The organism is Pseudomonas sp. NFX183 (assembly GCF_047943075.1).
Lineage (GTDB): Bacteria > Pseudomonadota > Gammaproteobacteria > Pseudomonadales > Pseudomonadaceae > Aquipseudomonas.
Map to the genome: position 1 here is coordinate 1,970,931 of NZ_CP181333.1, position 25,989 is coordinate 1,996,919.

At 58.8% G+C, this 25,989-nt stretch carries 8 protein-coding genes; 6 read left to right on the plus strand and 2 right to left on the minus strand.

Annotated elements, in window-relative coordinates; all coding sequences use genetic code 11:
• Positions 1 to 274: 274 nt before the first annotated feature.
• Together ACM530_RS09125 and ACM530_RS09130 are read left to right on the plus strand one after the other, a co-directional pair.
• Entirely contained in the window at positions 275 to 16,288 is a 16,014-nt protein-coding gene (locus ACM530_RS09125) for a LapA family giant adhesin (protein ID WP_416364636.1), read from the plus strand.
• Between the two features lie 152 nt (positions 16,289 to 16,440).
• Positions 16,441 to 16,779, plus strand: coding sequence for a hypothetical protein (locus tag ACM530_RS09130; protein ID WP_016968775.1), 339 nt, complete (start codon positions 16,441 to 16,443; stop codon positions 16,777 to 16,779).
• 151 nt (positions 16,780 to 16,930) lie between these two features.
• Here the strand turns inward: ACM530_RS09130 and lapD are convergent, their stop codons facing one another.
• On the minus strand, positions 16,931 to 18,877 hold the full coding sequence (gene lapD / locus ACM530_RS09135) for a cyclic di-GMP receptor LapD (RefSeq protein WP_262207455.1): 1,947 nt from the start codon (positions 18,875 to 18,877) through the stop codon (positions 16,931 to 16,933).
• A gap of 14 nt (positions 18,878 to 18,891) precedes the next feature.
• The gene (gene lapG / locus ACM530_RS09140; RefSeq protein WP_106580708.1) at positions 18,892 to 19,584 is read right to left on the minus strand and encodes a cysteine protease LapG; all 693 of its coding nucleotides are present in this window, start codon (positions 19,582 to 19,584) and stop codon (positions 18,892 to 18,894) included.
• A 252-nt stretch (positions 19,585 to 19,836) separates the two neighbouring features.
• On the opposite strand from lapG, the gene ACM530_RS09145 reads away from it, so the two are divergent.
• The 4 genes from ACM530_RS09145 to ACM530_RS09160 all read left to right on the plus strand — a co-directional run bounded on the left by ACM530_RS09145 (position 19,837) and on the right by ACM530_RS09160 (position 25,986).
• Positions 19,837 to 20,547 carry a GntR family transcriptional regulator gene (locus ACM530_RS09145; RefSeq protein WP_242201948.1) on the plus strand — a complete coding sequence of 237 codons (711 nt, stop codon included), beginning with the start codon at positions 19,837 to 19,839 and terminating at the stop codon, positions 20,545 to 20,547.
• Between the two features lie 362 nt (positions 20,548 to 20,909).
• The gene (locus tag ACM530_RS09150) at positions 20,910 to 21,668 is read left to right on the plus strand and encodes a DUF3050 domain-containing protein (protein WP_416364637.1); all 759 of its coding nucleotides are present in this window, start codon (positions 20,910 to 20,912) and stop codon (positions 21,666 to 21,668) included.
• Positions 21,665 to 22,612, plus strand: a complete 948-nt coding sequence (locus ACM530_RS09155; RefSeq protein WP_145166192.1) for a diiron oxygenase — start codon at positions 21,665 to 21,667, stop codon at positions 22,610 to 22,612. Before ACM530_RS09150 ends, ACM530_RS09155 begins: the two co-directional genes overlap by 4 nt.
• Positions 22,609 to 25,986: an amino acid adenylation domain-containing protein gene (locus tag ACM530_RS09160; protein WP_416364638.1), complete on the plus strand. Its 3,378-nt coding sequence runs from the start codon at positions 22,609 to 22,611 to the stop codon at positions 25,984 to 25,986. Before ACM530_RS09155 ends, ACM530_RS09160 begins: the two co-directional genes overlap by 4 nt.
• The last annotated feature ends 3 nt before the right edge of the window (positions 25,987 to 25,989 follow it).

Consider the following 25,989-nt stretch of genomic DNA (forward strand, 5'->3'; position numbering starts at 1 on the left):
ACCGTAATGACCGTACGTCGGAAAGTTCAAAAAGCGGAACTGCTTCACACATGTAGGACGGTTCGCCGCATGAATATCAATGTGACATTACAGGGCCAATTGTTTAGGATGGCGACCAGAAGGTCAATAGTTTGGCATTAACTAGATAGCGAATAAATCTAGCCAATTATTTGACGCCAATAAGTAATTAGACTACGCCCCCTCCTGTTTGGCCCTCGCACTTGCGAGCGGCCGCATGGAAATCATCAGAAACGGATCGCCGGAGAAATCTTTAATGAGCAGTGTTGTTGCCATCGTCAAAAGCATTGTTGGTCAAGTTTTCGTTATTTCTCCGGAAGGGACACGCCGCGTCCTCGTTGAAGGTGATCGCCTGTTCGCGGGCGACCAGGTAGACACCGGCATGTCCGGCGCGGTCAGCCTGGAACTGGCCGACGGCCGCACGCTGGACCTCGGTCGGGATACCCAATGGAGCGCCGACATGCCGGACTCCAGCCTCGGCCTGGCCGCAGCCACCGAGCAGGCCGCGCCGTCGGTTGCCGAGCTGCAGCAAGCCATCGCCGCCGGCGCCGACCCGACCACCGACCTGGAAGCCACTGCCGCAGGCGCAACCGCTGCCGGTAACGGCGCCGCGGGCGGCGGCCACAGCTTCGTCGTGCTGGACGCGACCGCAGGCCGTGTCGACCCGACCATCGGCTTCCCGACTGGCCCTCTGGGCCAGACCACGGCGACACAAACCCAACTGGCGGGCGCCCAAGGCTCGACCGACAACAGCGGCAACCTGGTGCTGCAGGCGTCCACCCTGTCGCTGAGCGCAACCCCGAGCATCACCGAAGCCGGCGGCGTGCTGACCTACACCGCCACGGTGACCCAGGCGCCTTCCAGCAACCTGAACATCACGCTGTCCAACGGCGCAGTGATCACCATCATTGCCGGCCAGACCACCGGCACCGTCAACGTACCGCTGGCGCCGAATGACAGCCCCTACATCGATCCAAGCCAGATCAGCGTCAACGTCACCGGCACCACTGGCGGCAACAACCTGGTACTGACCCTCGACCCCAATCCGGCCGTGACTCAGATTACCGATACCATCGACACCACCACGGTGACGCTGACAGCGAACGGAACAGTGACCGAAGGCGGTCAGATCACTTACACCGCGACACTGACTAATCCTGCGCAGACGCCGGTGACGGTCACTTTGAGCAATGGCTCGGTGATCACCATCAAGGCCGGAGAATCGGTTGGCACCGTGGTGGTGGATACGCCGGCTAACGACGTTTACAACAATGGCTCGACTGTCAGCACCACTATTACTGGGGCAACGGGCGGTAACTTTGAAAATCTGGTACCGAGCACTGCGCCTGCGGTTACTACGATTACTGATTCGGTTGATACCACCACTGTTACGTTGACGGCGGGCGAGACTGTCACCGAAGGCGGTCAGATCACTTACACCGCGACACTGACCAACCCTGCACAGACGCCGGTGACGGTCACTTTGAGCAATGGCTCGGTGATTACCATCAAGGCCGGAGAATCGGTTGGCACCGTGGTGGTGGATACGCCGGCTAACGACGTTTACAACAATGGTTCGACCGTCAGCACCACTATTACTGGGGCAACGGGCGGTAACTTCGAAAATCTGGTGCCGAGCAATACGCCTGCGGTCACTACGATTACTGATTCGATCGACACCACCACCGTCACGTTGACGGCGGGCGAGACTGTCACCGAAGGCGGTCAGATCACTTACACCGCGACGCTGACCAATCCTGCGCAGACGCCGGTGACTGTGACGCTTTCTAATGGCCAGACCATCGTCATCGAAGCCGGCAAATCTGCAGGCTCGGTAGTCTTTGAAACTCCGGCTAACGACGTCTACAACAATGGTTCGACTGTCAGCACCACTATTACCGGTGCAACTGGCGGTAACTTCGAGAACTTGGTGCCGAGCACTACACCTGCGATCACTACGATTACTGATTCGGTTGATACCACCACCGTTACGTTGACGGCGGGCGAGACTGTCACCGAAGGCGGTCAGATCACTTACACCGCAACACTGACCAACCCTGCGCAGACGCCGGTGACTGTGACGCTTTCTAATGGCCAGACCATCGTCATCGAAGCCGGCAAATCTGCAGGCTCGGTAGTCTTTGAAACCCCGGCTAACGACGTTTACAACAATGGTTCGACTGTCAGCACCACTATTACCGGTGCAACTGGCGGTAACTTCGAGAACTTGGTGCCGAGCACTACACCTGCGATCACTACGATTACCGATTCGGTTGATACCACTACCGTTACGTTGACTGCCGATAACTCGGTCGTTGAAGGCGGCAATATCACTTACACCGCCACGTTGACCAACCCGGCGCAAACTCCGGTCACCGTGACGCTGAGCAATGGCCAGACCATCGTTATCGAAGCCGGTAAATCTGCAGGCTCGGTGGTGTTTGAAACTCCGGCTAACGATGTCTACAACAACGGTTCGACCGTCAACACAACGATCACCAACGCCACCGGCGGTAACTTCGAGAACTTGGTGCCGAGCACTACACCTGCGGTCACCACGATCACCGACTCGATTGATACCACTACCGTCACTCTGACTGCCGATAACTCGGTCGTTGAAGGCGGCAATATCACTTACACCGCCACGTTGACCAACCCGGCGCAAACTCCGGTCACCGTGACGCTGAGCAATGGCCAGACCATCGTTATCGAAGCCGGTAAATCTGCAGGCTCGGTGGTGTTTGAAACTCCGGCTAACGATGTCTACAACAACGGTTCGACCGTCAACACAACGATCACCAACGCCACCGGCGGTAACTTCGAGAACTTGGTGCCGAGCACTACACCTGCGGTCACCACGATCACCGACTCGATTGATACCACTACCGTCACTCTGACTGCCGATAACTCGGTCGTTGAAGGCGGCAACATTACTTACACCGCCACGCTGACTAACCCAGCGCAAACCGCTGTGACGGTTACCTTGAGCAACGGCCAGACCATTGTTATCGAAGCCGGTAAATCTGCGGGCTCGGTGGTGTTTGAAACTCCGGCCAACGACGTCTACAACAATGGTTCGACTGTCAGCACCACTATTAGCAGTGCAACTGGCGGTAACTTTGAGAACTTGGTTCCAGGTACTGCCCCAGCGGTCACCACGATCACCGACTCGATCGACACCACCACTGTCACTCTGACGGCGGATCCTTCGGTCGTTGAAGGCGGCAACATTACTTACACCGCTACGCTGACAAACCCGGCGCAGACTGCGGTTACCGTGACATTGAGCAACGGTCAGACGATCAACATCGAAGCGGGCAAGTCCAGCGGCACTGTAGTGTTTGAGACTCCGGCTAACGACGTCTACAACAACGGTTCGACCGTCAATACGACGATCACCAACGCTACCGGTGGCAACTTCGAAAACCTGGCAACAAACCCAGCGCCAGCCACCACCACGATTACTGATTCGATCGACACCACCACCGTCACTTTGACGGCTGATCAATCGGTCGTTGAAGGCGGCAACATTACCTACACCGCTACGCTGACCAACCCGGCGCAGACTCCGGTGACCGTGACGCTGAGCAATGGCCAGACCATCGTTATCGAAGCCGGTAAATCTGCAGGCTCGGTGGTGTTTGAAACTCCGGCTAACGATGTCTACAACAACGGTTCGACCGTCAACACAACGATCACCAACGCCACTGGTGGTAACTTCGAGAACCTGGCGACTAACCCAGCACCAGCGACTACCACCATCACCGACTCGATCGACACCACCACCGTCACCCTGACGGCGGACCCATCGGTCGTTGAAGGCGGCAACATCACTTACACCGCTACGTTGACTAACCCGGCCCAAACTCCGGTTACCGTGACGTTGAGCAATGGCCAGACCATCGTCATCGAAGCCGGTAAATCTGCAGGCTCGGTGGTGTTTGAAACCCCGGCTAACGATGTTTACAACAATGGTTCGACCGTCAACACGACGATAACCAACGCCACCGGTGGCAACTTCGAGAATCTGGCGACCAACCCAGCGCCAGCCACCACCACGATTACCGATTCGATCGACACCACCACCGTCACTCTGACTGCCGATAACTCGGTCGTTGAAGGCGGCAACATTACTTACACCGCCACGTTGACCAATCCAGCGCAAACCGCTGTGACGGTTACCTTGAGCAACGGCCAGACGATCAACATCGAAGCAGGCAAGTCCAGCGGAACTGTAGTTTTCGAAACCCCAGCTAACGACGTTTACAACAACGGTTCGACCGTCAACACGACGATCACCAGCGCCACCGGTGGCAACTTCGAGAACCTGGCAACCAACCCTGCGCCAGCCACCACCACGATCACCGACTCGATCGACACCACCACCGTCACTTTGACGGCTGATCAATCGGTCGTTGAAGGCGGCAACATTACCTACACCGCTACGCTGACAAACCCGGCGCAAACTCCGGTCACCGTGACGCTGAGCAATGGCCAGACCATCGTCATCGAAGCCGGTAAATCTGCAGGCTCGGTGGTGTTTGAAACCCCGGCTAACGATGTTTACAACAATGGTTCGACCGTCAACACGACGATAACTAACGCCACCGGTGGCAACTTCGAGAATCTGGCGACCAACCCAGCGCCAGCCACCACCACGATTACCGATTCGATCGACACCACCACCGTCACTCTGACTGCCGATAACTCGGTCGTTGAAGGCGGCAACATCACTTACACCGCGACGTTGACCAATCCAGCACAAACTGCTGTGACGGTCACGCTGAGCAACGGTCAGACGATCAATATCGAAGCGGGCAAGTCCAGCGGAACTGTAGTTTTCGAAACTCCGGCCAACGACGTCTACAACAACGGCTCGACCGTCAACACGACGATTACCAACGCTACCGGCGGCAACTTCGAGAACCTGGCGACCAACCCAGCGCCAGCGACCACCACGATTACTGATTCGATCGACACCACCACCGTCACTTTGACTGCCGATAACTCGGTCGTTGAAGGCGGCAACATCACTTACACCGCTACGCTGACTAACCCGGCGCAAACTCCGGTCACCGTGACGCTGAGCAATGGCCAGACCATCGTCATCGAAGCCGGTAAATCTGCAGGCTCGGTGGTGTTTGAAACCCCGGCTAACGATGTTTACAACAATGGTTCGACCGTCAACACGACGATAACTAACGCCACCGGTGGCAACTTCGAGAATCTGGCGACCAACCCAGCGCCAGCCACCACCACGATTACCGATTCGATCGACACCACCACCGTCACCCTGACGGCTGATCCATCGGTCGTTGAAGGCGGCAACATTACTTACACCGCTACGCTGACTAACCCGGCGCAAACTCCGGTGACTGTGACGCTTTCTAATGGTCAGACGATCAATATCGAAGCGGGTAAGTCCAGCGGAACTGTAGTTTTCGAAACCCCGGCCAACGACGTTTACAACAACGGCTCGACCGTCAACACGACGATCACCAACGCTACCGGCGGTAACTTCGAGAACCTGGCGACCAACCCAGCGCCAGCGACCACCACGATTACTGATTCGATCGACACCACTACCGTCACTTTGACGGCTGATCAATCGGTCGTTGAAGGCGGCAACATTACTTACACCGCTACGCTGACTAACCCGGCGCAAACTCCGGTGACTGTGACGCTTTCTAATGGTCAGACCATCGTCATCGAAGCCGGTAAATCTGCGGGTTCGGTAGTCTTCGAAACTCCGGCCAACGACGTCTACAACAACGGCTCGACCGTCAACACGACGATTACCAACGCTACCGGCGGTAACTTCGAAAACCTGGCGACCAACCCAGCGCCAGCGACCACGACCATCACCGATTCGATCGACACCACCACCGTCACTTTGACGGCTGATCAATCGGTCGTTGAAGGCGGCAACATTACCTACACCGCTACGCTGACAAACCCTGCGCAAACCGCTGTGACGGTCACGCTGAGCAACGGTCAGACGATCAATATCGAAGCGGGTAAGTCCAGCGGAACTGTAGTTTTCGAAACTCCGGCCAACGACGTCTACAACAATGGTTCGACTGTCAGCACCACTATTACCAGTGCAACTGGCGGTAACTTTGAGAACTTGGTTCCAGGTACTACCCCAGCGGTCACCACGATCACCGATTCGATCGACACCACCACTGTCACTCTGACGGCAGATCCTTCGGTCGTTGAAGGCGGCAACATTACTTACACCGCTACGCTGACAAACCCGGCGCAGACTGCGGTTACCGTGACATTGAGCAACGGTCAGACGATCAACATCGAAGCCGGCAAGTCCAGCGGAACTGTAGTTTTCGAAACCCCGGCTAACGACGTCTACAACAACGGTTCGACCGTCAATACGACGATCACCAACGCTACCGGTGGCAACTTCGAAAACCTGGCAACCAACCCAGCGCCAGCCACCACCACGATTACTGATTCGATCGACACCACCACCGTCACTTTGACGGCTGATCCATCGGTCGTTGAAGGCGGCAACATTACCTACACCGCTACGCTGACAAACCCGGCGCAAACTCCGGTCACCGTGACGCTGAGCAATGGCCAGACCATCGTCATCGAAGCCGGTAAATCTGCAGGCTCGGTGGTGTTTGAAACCCCGGCTAACGATGTTTACAACAATGGTTCGACCGTCAACACGACGATAACCAACGCCACCGGTGGCAACTTCGAGAACCTGGCGACCAACCCAGCGCCAGCCACCACCACGATTACCGATTCGATCGACACCACCACCGTCACTCTGACTGCCGATAACTCGGTCGTTGAAGGCGGCAACATCACTTACACCGCCACGTTGACCAATCCAGCGCAAACCGCTGTGACGGTCACCTTGAGCAACGGCCAGACGATCAACATCGAAGCCGGCAAGTCCAGCGGAACTGTGGTTTTCGAAACCCCGGCCAACGACGTCTACAACAACGGCTCGACCGTCAACACGACGATCACCAACGCCACCGGTGGCAACTTCGAAAATCTGGCAACAAACCCAGCGCCAGCAGTCACCACGATCACCGACTCGATCGACACCACTACCGTCACTTTGACGGCTGATCCATCGGTCGTTGAGGGCGGCAACATTACTTACACCGCCACGTTGACCAATCCAGCGCAAACCGCTGTGACGGTTACCTTGAGCAACGGCCAGACGATCAACATCGAAGCAGGCAAGTCCAGCGGAACGGTAGTTTTCGAAACCCCGGCTAACGACGTCTACAACAACGGCTCGACCGTCAACACGACGATCACCAACGCCACTGGTGGTAACTTCGAGAACCTGGCAACCAACCCAGCGCCAGCGGTGACCACCATCACCGACTCGATCGACACCACTACCGTCACTCTGACTGCTGATAACTCGGTTGTTGAGGGCGGCAACATTACTTACACCGCCACGTTGACCAATCCAGCGCAAACCGCTGTGACGGTTACCTTGAGCAACGGCCAGACGATCAACATCGAAGCGGGCAAGTCCAGCGGAACTGTGGTTTTCGAAACCCCGGCCAACGACGTCTACAACAACGGCTCGACCGTCAATACGACGATCACCAACGCCACCGGCGGTAACTTCGAAAATCTGGCAACCAATCCTGCGCCAGCGACCACCACGATCACCGATTCGATCGACACCACTACCGTCACCCTGACGGCGGACCCATCGGTTGTTGAAGGCGGCAACATCACCTACACCGCTACGCTGACAAACCCTGCGCAAACCGCTGTGACGGTCACGCTGAGCAACGGTCAGACGATCAATATCGAAGCGGGCAAGTCCAGCGGAACTGTAGTTTTCGAAACCCCGGCTAACGACGTTTACAACAACGGCTCGACCGTCAACACGACGATCACCAACGCCACCGGTGGCAACTTCGAGAATCTGGCAACAAACCCAGCGCCAGCCACCACCACGATCACCGATTCGATCGACACCACCACCGTCACTCTGACGGCGGACCCATCGGTTGTTGAAGGCGGCAACATCACCTACACCGCCACGCTGACCAACCCAGCGCAAACCGCGGTAACCGTGACGCTGAGCAACGGCCAGACGATCAACATCGAAGCAGGCAAGTCCAGCGGCACTGTAGTTTTCGAGACTCCAGCTAACGACGTCTACAACAACGGTTCCACCGTTAGCACCACTATTGCCGGTGCAACTGGCGGCAACTTTGAGAACCTGGTGCCGAGCACTGCGCCAGCAGTCACCACGATCACCGATTCGATCGATACCACTACCGTTACCCTGACTGCCGATAACTCGGTTGTTGAGGGCGGCAACATCACTTACACCGCGACGTTGACCAATCCAGCACAAACTGCTGTGACGGTGACGCTTTCTAATGGCCAGACCATCGTCATCGAAGCCGGTAAATCTGCAGGCTCGGTGGTGTTTGAAACTCCGGCCAACGACGTCTACAACAACGGTTCGACCGTCAATACGACGATCACCAACGCCACTGGTGGTAACTTCGAAAATCTGGCAACCAATCCTGCGCCAGCGACCACCACGATTACCGATTCGATCGATACCACCACCGTCACGCTGACGGCAGATCCATCCGTCGTTGAAGGCGGCAACATTACTTACACCGCCACGCTGACCAACCCTGCGCAAACCGCTGTGACGGTCACGCTGAGCAACGGTCAGACGATCAACATCGAAGCCGGCAAGTCCAGCGGCACTGTAGTGTTTGAGACTCCAGCTAACGACGTTTACAACAATGGTTCGACCGTCAACACGACGATCACCAATGCCACTGGCGGTAACTTCGAGAACCTGGCGACCAACCCAGCGCCAGCGACCACCACGATTACTGATTCGATCGACACCACCACCGTCACTTTGACGGCTGATCAATCGGTCGTTGAAGGCGGCAACATCACCTACACCGCTACGCTGACCAACCCAGCGCAAACCGCGGTAACCGTGACGCTGAGCAACGGCCAGACGATCAACATCGAAGCGGGCAAGTCCAGCGGAACTGTGGTTTTCGAAACCCCGGCTAACGACGTTTACAACAACGGTTCGACCGTCAACACGACGATCACCAACGCCACTGGCGGTAATTTCGAAAATCTGGCAACCAATCCTGCGCCAGCGACCACCACGATTACTGATTCGATCGACACCACCACCGTCACTTTGACGGCTGATCAATCGGTCGTTGAAGGCGGCAACATCACCTACACCGCCACGTTGACCAACCCAGCGCAAACCGCGGTAACCGTGACGCTGAGCAACGGCCAGACGATCAACATCGAAGCGGGCAAGTCCAGCGGAACTGTGGTTTTCGAAACCGCGGCCAACGACGTCTACAACAACGGCTCGACCGTCAACACGACGATCACCAACGCCACCGGTGGCAACTTCGAAAATCTGGCAACAAACCCAGCGCCAGCAGTGACCACCATCACCGACTCGATCGACACTACTACCGTCACTTTGACGGCTGATCCATCGGTCGTTGAGGGCGGCAACATTACTTACACCGCCACGTTGACCAATCCAGCGCAAACTGCTGTGACGGTTACCTTGAGCAACGGCCAGACGATCAACATCGAAGCCGGCAAGTCCAGCGGAACGGTAGTTTTCGAAACCCCGGCTAACGACGTTTACAACAACGGTTCCACCGTTAGCACCACTATTGCCGGTGCAACTGGCGGCAACTTTGAAAACCTGGCGACCAACCCAGCGCCAGCGACCACCACGATTACTGATTCGATCGACACCACCACCGTCACTTTGACGGCTGATCAATCGGTCGTTGAAGGCGGCAACATTACTTACACCGCTACGCTGACTAACCCGGCGCAAACTCCGGTGACTGTGACGCTTTCTAATGGTCAGACCATCGTCATCGAAGCCGGTAAATCTGCGGGTTCGGTAGTCTTCGAAACTCCGGCCAACGACGTCTACAAAAACGGCTCGACCGTCAACACGACGATCACCAATGCCACTGGCGGTAACTTCGAAAACCTGGCAACCAACCCAGCGCCAGCAGTGACCACCATCACCGACTCGATCGATACCACCACCGTCACGCTGACGGCGGACTCATCGGTCGTTGAAGGCGGCAACATCACTTACACCGCCACTCTGACCAACCCAGCGCAAACCGCTGTGACGGTTACCTTGAGCAACGGCCAGGCGATCAACATCGAAGCGGGCAAGTCCAGCGGATCTGTGGTTTTCGAAACTCCGGCAAACGACGTCTACAACAATGGTTCGACCGTCAATACGACGATCACCAACGCCACCGGCGGTAACTTCGAAAATCTGGCAACCAATCCTGCGCCAGCGACCACCACGATTACCGATTCGATCGACACCACCACCGTCACTCTGACGGCAGATCCATCCGTCGTTGAAGGCGGCAACATCACTTACACCGCCACGCTGACCAACCCGGCACAGACCGCTGTGACGGTCACGCTGAGCAACGGCCAGACGATCAACATCGAAGCGGGCAAGTCCAGCGGAACTGTGGTTTTCGAAACTCCGGCCAACGACGTTTACAACAATGGTTCGACCGTCAACACGACGATCACCAACGCCACTGGCGGTAACTTCGAAAACCTGGCAACCAACCCAGCGCCAGCGACCACTACCATCACCGACTCGATCGATACCACCACCGTCACTCTGACGGCAGATCCTTCGGTCGTTGAAGGCGGCAACATCACCTACACCGCCACGCTGACCAACCCAGCTCAAACCGCTGTGACGGTTACCTTGAGCAACGGCCAGACGATCAACATCGAAGCGGGCAAGTCCAGCGGAACTGTGGTTTTCGAAACCCCAGCCAACGACGTCTACAACAACGGTTCGACCGTCAACACGACGATCACCAACGCCACTGGTGGTAACTTCGAGAACCTGGCAACCAACCCAGCGCCAGCGGTGACCACCATCACCGACTCGATCGACACCACTACCGTCACTCTGACTGCCGATAACTCGGTTGTTGAGGGCGGCAATATCACTTACACCGCTACGCTGACTAACCCGGCGCAAACTCCGGTCACCGTGACGCTGAGCAATGGCCAGACCATCGTCATCGAAGCCGGTAAATCTGCAGGCTCGGTGGTGTTTGAAACCCCGGCTAACGATGTTTACAACAATGGTTCGACCGTCAACACGACGATAACCAACGCCACCGGTGGCAACTTCGAGAATCTGGCGACCAACCCAGCGCCAGCCACCACCACGATTACCGACTCGATCGACACCACCACCGTGACCCTGAGCGCGCCAAGCGAAGTCAACGAAGGCGGCACCATCACCTACACCGCCACCTTGAGCAACAAGGCTGGCAGCGACATGGTGATCACCCTGGATAACGGCTCGACGATCAAGATTGCCAAGGATTCCCTGGTCGGCCAGGTGACCGTCAATGCGCCAGGCGATGACGTGTTCATCGACAAGAGCACCCAGACCGTCAAGATCGCCGGCACGACCGGCGGCAATTTCGAAAACCTCAGCGTGACGCCAGGCGGCGCCACCACCGTGGTCAACGACACCATTGATACGGTGAGAATCCTCCTGACCGCCACCGGCAGCGTCGGCGAGAAAGGCAACATCGTCTACACCGCCACCCTGGTCGACAAAGACGGTCATGCCGTCAATAACGTCGGCAAAACTGTGGTGGTCGAGCTGGATAACGGCAAGACCATCAGCATTGCCGACGGCCAGAGTTCCAGCACGGCCACCGTTGTCGCGCCTAACGATGTGTACGCCGGCAACCAGACGGTGACTGCGGCCATCAAGGGCGTCACCGGTGGTGAGCAGTTCGAGAACCTGGTGCCGGTCAAGGATCCGGTGAGCACCACCGTATACGACACACCGGGCACCACCGACCTGACGACCGTGACCCTGAGCGCGCCAAGTGCGGTCAACGAAGGCGGCACCATCACCTACACCGCCACCTTGAGCAACAAGGCCGGCAGCGACATGGTGGTCACCCTGGATAACGGCGCCACGATCAAGATCGCCAAGGACTCCCTGGTCGGCCAGGTGACCGTCAATGCACCAGGCGATGACGTGTTCATCGACAAAAGCACCCAGACCGTGAAGATCACCGGCACTACCGGCGGTAATTTCGAGGGCGTGACCATCACCCCAGGCGGCGCGACCACCGTCGTCAACGACACCATCGATGACGTGACCGTGTCGCTCAAAGCCAACGGCTCGGTCAGCGAAGGCGGCCAGATCACCTACACCGCGTCCTTGGTCGACAAGAACGGCAATGCCGTAACCAACGTCGGTTCCGACCTGGTGGTGAAGTTGGATAACGGCTCGACCATTACCATCGGCAACGGCCAGTCCAGCAACACCGCGACCGCCACTGCGCCTAACGATGCGTATGTCGGCGCCAACGACGTGACCGCCAAGATCACCGGCGTGGTCAGCGGCGGCGACAAGTACGAGCATTTGATCGTCGACGGCAGCACCGTGACCACCAAGGTGACGGATGTGATCAACAACACCACCATCAGCATTACCGGCGACGCGTCGGTGACTGAAGGCGGCACGGCGAACTACACCCTGACCCTGAGCAACCCGGCGCAAACCGATGTGACCGTGACGCTCAAGTACAGCGGCACCGCCACCGACGGCTCGGACTTCACCGGGGTGTACACCGTGAAGATCCCGGCCGGCGCCAGCAGCGTGCCGTTCACCATCGGCACGATCGACGACAAGATCACCGAGCCGACAGAAACGATCGTCATCACCATCGATAAAACCACCGGCGGCAACTTCGAAAACCTGGTGGTCGGCAATGGCAGCGTCAGCACCAACATCATCGACAACGACGCGCCGCCGGTCATCGACCTGGATGCCAACAACTCCAGCGGCGCCACCGGTGCCGACTACAAGACCTCGTTCACCGAAGGCGGCACGGGCGTGTCGATTGCTGATACCGACATCAAGATTACCGATCCGGACAGCACTCAACTGACCGGCGCCACCGTGGTCTTGACCAACACTCAGCAGGGCGATTCGCTGAACTACGCAGGCGTTACCGGCATCACTGTGACCCCGACCACAGACCCTGCCACCGGCAAGATCACGCTGACCCTGACCGGTACGGCGTCGCTGGCTGACTACATGCAGCAGATCAAGAACATCACGTTCACCAACAACAGCCACGACCCGAGCACCACGCCACGGACCATCACCGTGACCGTGACCGATGGCGGCAATTACTCCAACGTCGCTACCGCCACGGTCAATGTCGTGGCGGTCAACGATGCGCCAGTGGCAACCGGCAGCGCCGTGACCGGCACCGAAGACACGCCGCTGGCCCTGACCTGGGCCAACTTCGGCGTGACCGATGTGGACTCGCCACAAGCCAGCCTTGGCGTGAAAATCACCGACCTGCCGGTGGCCGGCAAGCTGCAATACCTGGCGGCCGACGGCTCCACCTGGACCAACGTGACCGCTGGCCAGACCTTCACCAAGGCGCAGATCGACGGCGGCCAGTTGCGCTTTATGCCCAACGCCAACGAGTCCGGCACCGACGGTTATGGCGGCACCGGCATTGGCAACAAGCAGGCCGATTACGCGCAGTTCAAGTTCCAGCCTACCGACGGCAAGGACCTGGGCACCAGCGCCACGGTGAAAGTCGATATCACGCCGGTCGCCGACGCACCGACCCTGAATGTGGCTGACAACAACGTCAATTCGGTGGGCTTGCTCAAGCAAAGCTGGAACAGCATCGCCGGTATCGGCACCAACGGTAACGGCGCGGCCCCGGCCGACCTGAAAAACGCCATTGATAACGCCGGCACGCCGAACAGCAGCGCGATTGTGACCAACGTCGAATCCACCGCCAACGTGGCGGCAGGTGCGGGCTCGAAGATCTCCGGCCTGATGTACATGGAAGCCGGCAAGTCCTACACCTTCAGCGGCACCGGCGATGACAGCCTGGTGATCAACGTCGGCGGCAAAGACGTGGCCAGCGCGCAATGGGGCACCAACAGTGGCAAGTTCAGCGGCTCGATTACGCCGACCGTCAGCGGCTACTACAGCATCGAGATTTACCACGCCAACCAGTCCGGCCCGGGCAGCTATGACGTCAACCTGTCGATCAACGGCGCAGCGGCCACAGACCTGAGCACCAGCGGCGCAGCGCTGTACACCGGCGTCACTGACCTGACCAACGCCGGCGTGACCGTGTCCGACCTGCATGGCAGCAACGGTGACGGTTACTACGTGGGCTACAAGCTCAACGAAGGCCAGGAAAACGGCACTGTGAAGCTGTCCAAGGTCACCACCGCGCTGACCGATACCGACGGCTCGGAAACCCTGAGCGTGAAGATCAGCGGCGTACCGGCAGGCTCCGTGCTCACCGACGCTTCCGGGCACACCTTCACCGCGACCAAAACCGTGGGCGAAGTCAACGTCACCGGCTGGGACCTGAGCACCCTGACCATCAAGCCGCCGACCTACTACAGCGGCCAGTTCAACCTGACCGTCACCTCGACGTCCACCGAAAGCCTCGGCGGTTCGGCCATCACCACCGCGCAATTGCCGGTGACGGTGTACCCGGCCACCTACAGCTCGATCACGGGCACCTCGGGCAGTGACGCGATTACCGGCACCGATGGCAACGACATCGTCGTGGCCGATATCGGCGGCCTGAACGTGGTGCAGGGCAAGAACTACAACATCGCGTTCATGGTGGACAGTTCCGGCAGCATGAGCACCGCGTCGGTCAACGCCGCGAAGGCTTCGTTGACCTCGGTGTTCAACTCGCTCAAAGACAGCCTGGGCGCCAACACGTCGGGGACTGTGAATATCTTCCTGGCGGATTTCGATACCCAGGTGAACAAGTCGGTCGCCATCAACCTCAACGATCCAAACGCCCTGACGTTGCTCAAGGCAGTGCTGGACTCGATGGTGTCGGGCGGCGGTACCAACTATGAAGACGTGTTCAAGACCACGGCCAACTTCTTCCAGAGCGGCCTGGCGACTGGCAACACCGGCGCGACCAACCTGACCTACTTCATCACCGACGGCCAGCCGACGTACTTCCAGAACGGCGAGCAGACCAACCCGGTGGTCACTGACTTCTACAACAGCGGCGTCACCGATGGTCGCTTGGACGACTACATCAGCACCAACAACTATGTGCTGGGTAACACGTTCAGCATCAACGTCAACGGCACTAACCTGCAGTTGATCGACAGCCGCGGCCAATTGCACCAATGGGTACAGGTCCGCAGTGGCGGCTGGTACGACAATGGCGTGATCGGCACCGTGCACGCCCAGGGTGACGGCACGTTTGAAGTCTCCTACCTCGACGGCAGTGGCAGCAGCACCAGCACAGCGACCACAAACAACTCCAGCAGCGGCTTTGCACTGCTCAAAGGCTTGTCGGCGGTAGAAGCCATCGGTATCAACGGCGACGTCAGCCTCAATGACCTCCGGCCGTACGACAGCGATGGCAAGCCGCAAAGCAACATCGATCCGAAGGACCTGGCCAACGCCATCCTCGGCCACACCGAGGCAACGCTGCCGGGCAACGACACCATCAACGGGGGTGACGGCAACGACATCATCTTCGGCGACCTGGTGAGCTTCAGCGGTATTACCGGTGAGGGTTACAACGCACTGCAGGCCTTTGTTGCACAGAAGACCGGCGTGGCGGTCACGGCGGTGACCACCTCGAACGTGCACCAGTACGTGACCGAGCACTATGCCGACTTCGACGTGTCCGGCGCCAAAGACGGCAACGACACACTGTTGGGCGGCGCGGGTGATGACATCCTGTTCGGCCAGGGCGGCAATGACTACCTGGACGGCGGCAAAGGCAATGACATCCTGCTGGGCGGCACCGGTGACGACACCTTGATCGGCGGCCAGGGCAACGACATCCTGATCGGTGGTTCGGGTGCCGACACCTTCGTGTGGAAAGCGGGTGACTTGGGCAACGATGTGATCAAGGACTTTAAAGCCTCGGAAGGTGACCGGATCGATCTCAAGGATCTGTTGAAGGGTGAGACAGACAGCACCATCGACAACTACCTCAAGATCACCACGGTAGACGGCGTGTCGACCCTGCAAATCAGCAGTGAAGGCAAGCTCAACGCGGCTGGCGGCGTGGCCAATGCCGATGTGACGATCAAGCTGGAAGGCAACGATTGGTCTCACACCAGCATCAACTCGCTGATCAGTGGTGCCGACCCGACCATCAAGATCGATCACACCGCCTAAGACGCGATGAACCGGCCGCCCACTCGGGCGGCCGATTTATTTGGCTGATGCGTTACTGGCTCTTACGGGCGGTTGCATCGCATACTCGCGCTCATAAACACACCATTGACCTATGCTGGTGAACGCGTGTGGCTCATTTTCGAGGGTTTCTTATGTTTTACGTGCAACGTGATGCACAGGGTGCACTGAGTCGCGTGGAGGCCGCCGCCTTTGCCGAATCAACTGAGACCCTGCCGGCCGATCACCATGAGATCCAGGCCTGGTACGCCAACGAAGTGGTGGAAACCAGCCTGGCACAGCTCAAGCAAAGTGACCTGGAGATGATTCGGGTGCTGGACGACTTGATTCAGGTGCTGACGCGCAAGGGCGTGATCAGCGTGACGGACCTGCCGCCGGCGGCGCAGGCCAAGCTGATGGACCGTACCCACGCGCGGGAAGCGTTGGGCGGGTTGAGCCACCTGATCAATGATGAAGAGACTGGGTTGATCTGATTTAGTTAGGCAAACCGAATCTAAACCGGGGTAGGCTTTTGTGGGCGCTGGCTTGCCTGCGATGCAGGCACCTCGGTGTATCAGGCGGACCGAAGTGATGCTATCGCAGGCAAGCCAGCTCCCACACAAGCGAGTGCCCGTTAGGTTTGGATTATTTCCAGGGCGCCGGTTCACCGAATAGCTGCCCCTGCACACCGAAAATCCCCATCTCGCGAATCACCTTCAGCTCCCCTTCGGTTTCCACGCGCTCGGCAATCAACGGCAAGTCGATGCTGTGGGCCGCACGCTGGATCGCCTCGATAAACAGGCGTTTATCGCTTTCCTGATCGATGGCGCGGATGTAGCTGCCGTCGATTTTCAGGTACGCCAGGCCCAGCCGTGCAAGGTTGCCGATCATGCTGAAACGCCCACCAAAGCGCTGCAGGCTCAGAGAGAAGCCCAGCTCGCGCAGGCGCTGGGTCAACTGCTCCAGCAGCGCCTGCTCCGGCAATTGTTCTTCACCGATTTCCAGGGTCAGGCGCGGGCCCAGGTTGCTGTGCTGGCGCAGCAGCTCAAAAATCCGATTCAGCGCCTGAGCATCCTGCAAGGTCGCGGCAGACAGGTTCAGCGCCAGGCTATGGCTGTGGCCGGCCATTTGCTTGAGTACCTGCTCGAGCATCAAGCGGTCCAGGCGCGCCGTCCAGCCGAAGCGCTCAAGCCACGGCAGGAAACGCCCGGCAGGTATCGTGTGGCCGTCTTCATCCTGCAAGCGCGACAGCACTTTGTAGTGCAAGACCAGTTGCGGGTCCTGGCTGGCGACGACCGGTTGGAAGTACAGCTGGAAACGCTGCTGGGTCAGGGCCTGGTCGAGCAGTGTGTGCCACGCATGGTGATCGTCGCCGACGCTGGCGGCGGCGCTATGGTCCAGGCACACCCAGCTGGTGTCGCCCTGCCCTTCGGCCTGGGCCAGGGCTTGGTCAGCCAGGGTCAACAACGCTTGAGGCGAGTCACCATGGTTGAACGGTGCCAGGCCGATATAGGCAACTGGCGTGACATCACTGGCGCCAGTGGCCTGCAGGCTGAGCAACGTGGTCTCAAGGTTCTGCGCCAGTTGCAGCGCTTCTTCGCGCACCAGCCCCGGTGCCAGCACCGCAAACTCACCGCCGCGGATACGGGTGACGAGGTTGTGGGTTTCCGGGTACGGCTCGCACTCGCGCAGCAGCTGTTCGCCGACCGCTTGCAGCAATTGGTCGGTACGCTGGCCCCCGAGGCGCTGGTTGAGGCCGGCCAGGTCCTTGACCCGCAGCAGCAGCAGATAGCCGGAGCTGGTCTCTTCCGGGTTACTCACGCGGGCGTTGAGCTGCATTTCGAAATAACGCCGGTTGGCGAGGCCGGTGAGGTTGTCTTGATAGGACTCGATGCGCAGCTTTTCGCTGCGCTCGGCCTGCTCCTGGAACAGCGCCTTGAGCTTTTCCACCATCTGGTTCATGGCCTGCACTACGCGGCGCAGTTCCGGCGTGCGCGGCAGGTCGGGCAAGCTGAGAAACTCGCGACGGGCAATGGCGTGGGACTGCTTGACCATGTAGTCCAATGGCTTCAACTGCCGACGCAGCAACAACGCGCCAAGCACCGCACTGACCGCGCCGCACAGCAACAGCCAGCCGAGGCTGCCCAGGGCGCTTTGCCAGAGTTTGGCCAAGGCGAACATCGGGTGACTGACCACCTCCACGCGCGCCGCCTGCTCCCAGCCGCGATTGACCAGCGCATCGCCACCCGCCGGCTCCAGGCCGATCAATTTCACGAACCAGTTGGGCACACCGTTGTTGTCGGGAATGCCGCTGCGCTCGACGATGGTTTTATCCGTGGCCAGGTCCACCACGCGGATGCTTGCGTAATAGCCGCTGTCGAAGATCGAGCTGACCAGCAGTTCGACCATGGCCGGGTCGTCGATATTGGGCGTCAGCGACAATGCCAGTGCGGTCGCCGCATCCTGCGCGTGGGAGCGAAGCTGGTTGACGTATTGGGTGCGCGAGCTTTCCAGGCTGACCATGAAGCTGCCACTGAAGGCGACCACCAGGAACAGACAGATTGCGATCAATAGTTGTTTGAACAGAGACATCCGATCAGTTACTCCTAGTTGGCAGGCTCGGCCGGGAAGCCTTCGGCACGCATTTTTCTCAACACATCCTGCCAGCGCGACAAGCGTTTGGTATCACCGACTTTCGTGTTGCCCTTGGCGCCGGGCAGGTACAAACCCTCGGCGTTGAAGGAATACACGGGAATCAGGTCGGTACGGCGGGTGGCCGGCAGGATCTCGTCCATCAGGCTATCGAGCACCAGCGGGATGGCGTTCGGGGTCGAATAATACGTCAGCACCATGTGCGCGCGATTCTGCCGCAAGGCCTTGACGTAGGTAATGCGCAATTTGTCGCTGGAAACGCCCAGGTGACGCAGGCTGAAATACTTGGCGATTGCATAGTCTTCACAATCTCCGGCACCTTTCCACAGGGCTTCGATGGGCGTCTCCCAATAATCGACCACGTGCCACAGGTCGATGTCTTCCACGTACGTCATTTGCTTGTTGAAGAACAGATTGACGACCTTGAGTTGCTCCTGCTCGTCGACCTGCTTTTGGGTCGCGAGCAACCGCTGCCAGGCGTCAATCCGCTGCTGGCCCTCACCCAGCGGCCCGTACAAGGCGGTGGCTTTGCGGCTGATCTGAGAGAAATCCCAATCGGCATGCAGCCCGCCGAGCATCAAGCCAGCCAACAGAATCGCTGAAAATAGCCAGCTAAGGATTCGAGAGGGAATAAAACTTACCGCCAAGGCGTTCAGTCCGTGAAGAGAGACGGAATTTCAAAGGATGGTGAAGCCTCAACCGACAAAAAACAATGGCACAGTGCAATCATTCATACGGGGGCGAAGTTCATGACCCGCCGCTGTGGGATGCACAAAGTACAGCTTGTAAGCCCTTACAAACGGAAACTTTGGCTGTTTGACAAGCGTGTGGGCCATCTTTAGTGTGCATTGGATCCAATTAAACACACTCCATTCAACAATAAGGAGGATAGCGTAACCGTGACGCAGAAGCCGAACCCGTTAAGCAGCATCAAAATCAGCGGGCCTATTCCCGCCCACCTTGCCCGCGCCGTTATTGAAGAAACCCTGCGCAATGCCATTCTCGACGGTCGACTGCCCTGTGGTACCGCGATGCGCCAGCAAGAGCTCGCCAGCCTGTTCGGTGTCAGCCGCATGCCCGTGCGCGAAGCTTTGCGCCAGCTGGAAGCCCAGTCTTTGCTGCATGTGGTGACGCACAAGGGCGCCGTGGTTGCGCCGTTGATCGAAGACAATTCAGCTGAAACCTATGCCCTGCGCATGCTGCTGGAATCCGAAGCGCTGCGCCTGTCGATCCCGTTGCTTACCGACGCCGACATTGCCGAAGCCGACGCCTTGATCAAAGCGCTGGAGCAGGAGAAAGATTACGCCGAGATCGGCCGTCTCAATCGTCTGTTTCACATGGCGCTTTATAGCAAGGCACCCAACCAGCGTTTGCTCAAGTTGGTTGAACACGGCTTGAACGAGGAAGAACGCTTTCTGCGCTTCAACCTCGAAGCGATGGGGCTGGGCGAGACGTCCCAGGAAGATCACCGTGAACTGCTGAGCCTGGTGGCCCAGAAGAAAACCGACGAAAGCATCCTGACGTTGCGCAACCACCTGATGCGCGGCATGGAGGTCATCTCCACCTACCTCAACGGTCTTGAAGCCGCCGCAACACTCGACACGCAGTAAGTTTGACCACGCGTTTTGTAGATCCTTATACGGTGAAGGCCCCTTTCTGTGCGGAAGGGCCCCACGGTATACATCGCCTATTTATTGATGCCCGGCTAACTTAAAGAAACGTCCCACTTCCATTCAAGCAAGTTACTTACAACAAACTGTATTTCGAAAAAATATCTAATACTTTCACCATCTCGCGCAAACGTTTAATCAGCTTACTATCGCTGCCTCATACAACAAACACTTCATTTTGCTGCGCAGTCTAGTCGCGTTCTTACTGCGCGCGGGGTCTGGCTATGCGCCACGCCTGCACGCCCGGTTATAAATCCCAACACTGTTTTCAGAGCAGTCGCAATAACTTATAGGCATCAACCATGCATCAACACTTACTTGAACAAAAGAAACTGCAGCTGTGCAGCCATCCGTTATTTAAAGAAATAACTTCATTGACCAAGTTACAGCGTTTTATGCAACACCATGTATTTGCCGTTTGGGACTTCATGAGCCTGACCAAACGCTTGCAGCAGGACCTGAGCTGCACGCAATTACCCTGGCTGCCGCCCCTCGACCCGCAAGCGGCACGCCTCATCAACGAAATCGTGCTCGGCGAAGAGTCCGACGCACACCCCGCACAGGGCCATTGCAGCCATTTCGACCTGTACCTGCAAGCGATGGCCGAAGTAGGCGCTGACACCCGCGTCGTCCGGCGCTTCATTGAGCTGCAGCGTCAAGGGACCGAAGCCAGCGCGGCCTTGCATCAGGTCGATGCGCCGCCAGGCGTAGCCCGCTTTGTCGAAAGCACGTTGCAGATCGCCTTGAACGCGCCCACCCACGGCGTAGCGTCCGCCTTCCTGCATGGACGCGAGAGTGTCATTCCCACCATGTTCGCGTGCATTCTGCGCGGCGATGTATTCAAGGGCCACCAGGCGCCGACCTTCTGCTACTACTTGAACCGTCACATCGAACTGGACACGCAAGGGCATGGGCCCGCCGCAGAGCTGCTACTTCAGCGCCTGATCGGTACAGACCCGACTCGCCAACGCCAGGCCGATGAAATCGCTCTGGGCGCCGTGCACAGCCGCCTCCGCTTCTGGGACGACGTGCGCGCCTCGCTGCAAGAGAGGCAGCCATGAACGCCGCCGACTATCGCTCCTTCGCCGATGACTGGGAACGCCGTGCAACCCTGCGAACACGTCCGCGGCGCATGCTGGAAAACGACGACAGGCTGATCTATCCCGCGAGCCGCCAGCCCCTGGTGCTGAGCGCGACTTTCCTGGAGCATTGCTCGCAGTGGCGCGACTTCGTGCTGGTGCAAAGCTTCTACAAATTCCTCAATGACGTGGTGATCTTCGAAACCGAGATCGTCGACAAGACCGCTCGCAGCATTGCCAAGAATCGCTTCTCGCTGTCCTTCCCCCTCGCCTGTCGCTACGACGCAATGACCGTCGTGGTCGATGAGGATTACCACGCGCTGGTCGCGCTGGATTTCCTGCAACAGACCGTGGCCATGACGGGCCTGCAACCGCTCGACTTGCCCGGCCAAATCGAGCTGAGCCATGCCTTGCCCGCAGCCCAGGCGCTGGCGCCGCCGCACCTGCGTGATGCCGTGGAATTGATTGGCGTGGCTATCGCCGAGAACACCATCACCCATGACGTCGCGGCGTTTGCCAAAGATGACAGCGTCAAACCGTCCATACGCGGCTTGATGGCCGACCACCTGTTTGATGAAGGCCGCCACGCACAGTTCTGGACCCACCTGGTGCGTATCTACTGGCAGTCGGCAAACCCGGCCGACCGCGACAGCATCGCGGCTACCCTGCCGGTGTTCTTGACGCATTACCTGACCAACGATCTGCAGAAAGCTTTCGATCTGCAGTTGATCGAACACCTGGACGTCGGCGCCGACGTTCGCCGTGCGCTTGAGGACGAAGTCGCAGCGCTGCACTTTCCCATCACCCGCCAACACCCGCTGCTCGGCAATATCATGGGTTTTCTGCACCACAGCGGTGTGCTGCACACCCCGAGCGTCGCCCTGGCCCTGAGCGCCTATTTACCCGAATCGGGGAGGCAGCCATGAGGCGCTTGAACATGGGATGGAGCGGCACCAGCAAAGCCTTGGAAGCGATCAGGCAAACGCTGGAGCAGTACGGACACGTCACCGCGACGAAGTCCCTCGACGTCATGATTGAAGACGGCAGCCAACCGCTGCGCGTGCCTGCCGATAGAACCCAGCGGATCAGCCTGCGACTGGGCATTGGCCCGGTGTCTGAACACGGGCTTCCTGCGGTGCAATTGCGCTGCTATGACCAGACCCGTCGCTTACTGGCGATACGCGATATTACCGAGGAGCCCAGCGGCAACGGCGAGCGATTGCGCCGACAAGCGACGAATGCCCTGGTGGAATGGGTAGCCTCACTGGTCAGCCAATTCTCGCGAGACCCTACGTTTTTTTCGGCAACAAGCGTCGCTAATGCCTGGCCTGAGCAAGGCCTGCAAGGGCTGGATGGGTTGGCGTTCCTGCATCGATTCAACCGTACCGCGCAGCCGCCACTGCTACAGGCTGCCCAGGTGCCGATGATCGAACGGTTACAGGCCAGCCTTCATTCCTTTGCTGAACGACCGGCGCTGAACATCGCGGGCAGCGTGCTGACCTACCGTCAATTACTGGATCGCGCCGTGTCGATCCAGCAAGGCCTGCGCCCCCTGCTGGAACACGCGCAGACGCCAACCGTGATCGGCGTGTGCCTGGAAAAATCCGTTGATCTGTATGCCAGCATTCTGGCGGTGCTGGGTTGCGGCGCGGTGTACCTGCCACTGGCACCGGATCATCCGCCGCAACGCCAGCGCACCATGCTGCGAAGCAGCAACGCCAAGGTGTTGGTGGTAGAGGGTCAGCACCCTTTGCGCGGCGATTTCGTTACCCTGAATGTCAGCACTGTCGACCCGACCTGTGCCGACATCACACGCCCGCTGATGCAGCATCGTCCCAGCAGCGAGGCGCCCTGCGTGGCGCTTTTCACCTCAGGCACGACCGGCCAACCGAAAGGCGTACTGCTCAGCCAACACAACCTTGCGCATTTCACCGCCTGGCTTGGCGCCTGTATGTCGTTGGACGAGCACAGCCGCGTGCTGCAGTTTTCGCCGCTCAGTTTTGACTCATCGCTGATCGACATCTTCCCTGCCCTGATAGCCGGCGCCGAGTTGATCGTCCCGAGCGAGCGCCAACGGCACGATCCTCAGCAACTGGTCGAGCTGATTCGCCAACAGGGCATCAGCCACGCGTTTCTGCCGCCGGCGCTGCTGAGCATTCTGCCGCTGGATCAGCCCTTGGGTTTGACTCACTTGATGACGGGCGGCGATGCCTGCGAGCCGCATGTGATCGAATGCCTGGCGAGCCAATGCCACCTGCACAATTTCTACGGCCCTACCGAAACGACGGTACTGGTCACCCACCGAACGTTCCAGCCCGGTGACAGCACACGCAATCTTGGCCGCCCCATTGCCAACAGCCAGGTGCTGATCCTCGACGACGACCTGCACCCGGTGGATGAACAGGTGATGGGCGATCTGTATATCGTCGGCCCTGGCCTGGGCCTTGGGTATGTGAGCGCGCCGCAAGGGGCCGACAGCCCGTTTGTTGAGCTGACACTGCCGGGCGGCCGATCGGTGAGGGCATACCGCAGTGGCGACCGGGCGAAATGGACGGCCGACGGTATCGAACTGGGCGGTCGGCGGGATGATCAGGTAAAAATCCGCGGCTTTCGGGTCGAGCCCCAGGAGATTGAGCAATGCCTGCGCAGCAGTCGGCTGTTTCGCCAAGTGGCGGTGTTGATTGATCCTGACCGCAGGATCCTCAGCTTTGCCGCCCAACCCGAACCAGGCGCCACCATGGCGGGCCTCAAGCACCATGCGCGGCAATGGCTGCCGACCTACATGCAGCCCGAGGTGTGGACAGAATTACCCACTCTGCCGCGCACTCACCACGGCAAGATCGACCGCCAGGCATTGCTGGCGATACCGAAACATGCAACTGCGCGCAACGACTGCAATGCTGCACGAACGCCTCTGCAAATGCGGTTGGTGGCGCTGTGGAGCGAGTTGTTGGCGGTGCCGGATGGCGACATTTCCATCGACGATGGGTTTTTCAACCTGGGCGGTCATTCCATTCTGCTGTCTACCCTGCTGCTGCGTCTGCGCAAAGCGTTTGGCCGTAGCGTTTCACTGAGCAGCTTCTTTGAAGCGCCGACAATTCGTACGCTCTGCGTGCTCATGGAAGACGGCGCACTGCCGCATGCACTGTCAGGCCAGGTGGAAAAGGATGCGTCGCAAGCGCTGAATATAGAAACGCTGCATGAGGACCGCGCTGGCGATCCGCGCAAGGTGATTGTCACGGGCGCCAACAGTTTTGTCGGCGTGCACCTCGTCGAAGCCTTGTTGGCCGGCGGTGTGCAGGAGGTGGCATGCCTGGTGCGTGAACAGCCGGGGCAGTCGGCGACGACGCGGTTCACCCAGGCATTGCGCGAGTACCGGCTGGAACATCTGGATTTGAGTCGGGTGCAGGTATATGCCGCCAATATGGGCTTGCCGCGGCTGGGCCTGGCCAGCGATGTGTATGAGCACCTCGCCCGTAACCACGGGGTCTTGGTGCACAACGCGGCGCGGGTCAATCATGTGATGGATTACGCCTCACTCGCCCAGGACAACGTCGAACCGATACGTGAGTGCCTGCGCCTGTGTGAAACCCACTGCAAGAAAGTCTTCAATTTCATCTCGACCCTGTCGGCCTGCAGCAGTGTCGACGCCCAGGGACACATCCTTGAAACGCCGGCTGCAACCACATTGCCGCTCTACCTCAAGAATGGCTACAACCTCTCCAAGTGGGTCGCCGAACGCTTGCTGGGGCGTGCAGCCGAGCAAGGCGCATGGGTGAACATCTATCGCCCGGGAAACATCGCTTTCAATAGCCGCAACGGCGTCTGCAAGCCGCAAAACAACCGCCTGATGATGATGCTCAAGGGTTCGTTGCAATTGGGCCTGGCGCCGCGCCTGCAGGTGAACTTCGACCTGATGCCGGTGGACTTCTTTGCCCGTTTTGTTGCGTTTCACTGCGGCCGCTTTGTTGCGAGACGAAACGTATTCAACCTGCACAACCCACAGCCTTTGAGCTGGGATCACTACCTTGATGCATTCAGTCAGGCAGGCCACTGCTTCGAGCGAGTGAGCGTTGCGCAGTGGCAGACAGAGCTGCGAACGGTAGGCCCCGATAACGCGCTGTTTGGCGTGCTGGGCTTCTACCTGGATAACCTCGCAGAAGACATCAGCGACATCACGATGATTTGTCACGAGAACGCACGCCAGGGTGTGGAGGCGATGGGCGAGCAGTACCCGCACAAGGACCCGGCGCTGTTGCGCAGGGGCTGCGACCACCTCAAGGCCATCGGCTTTCTCTGACCG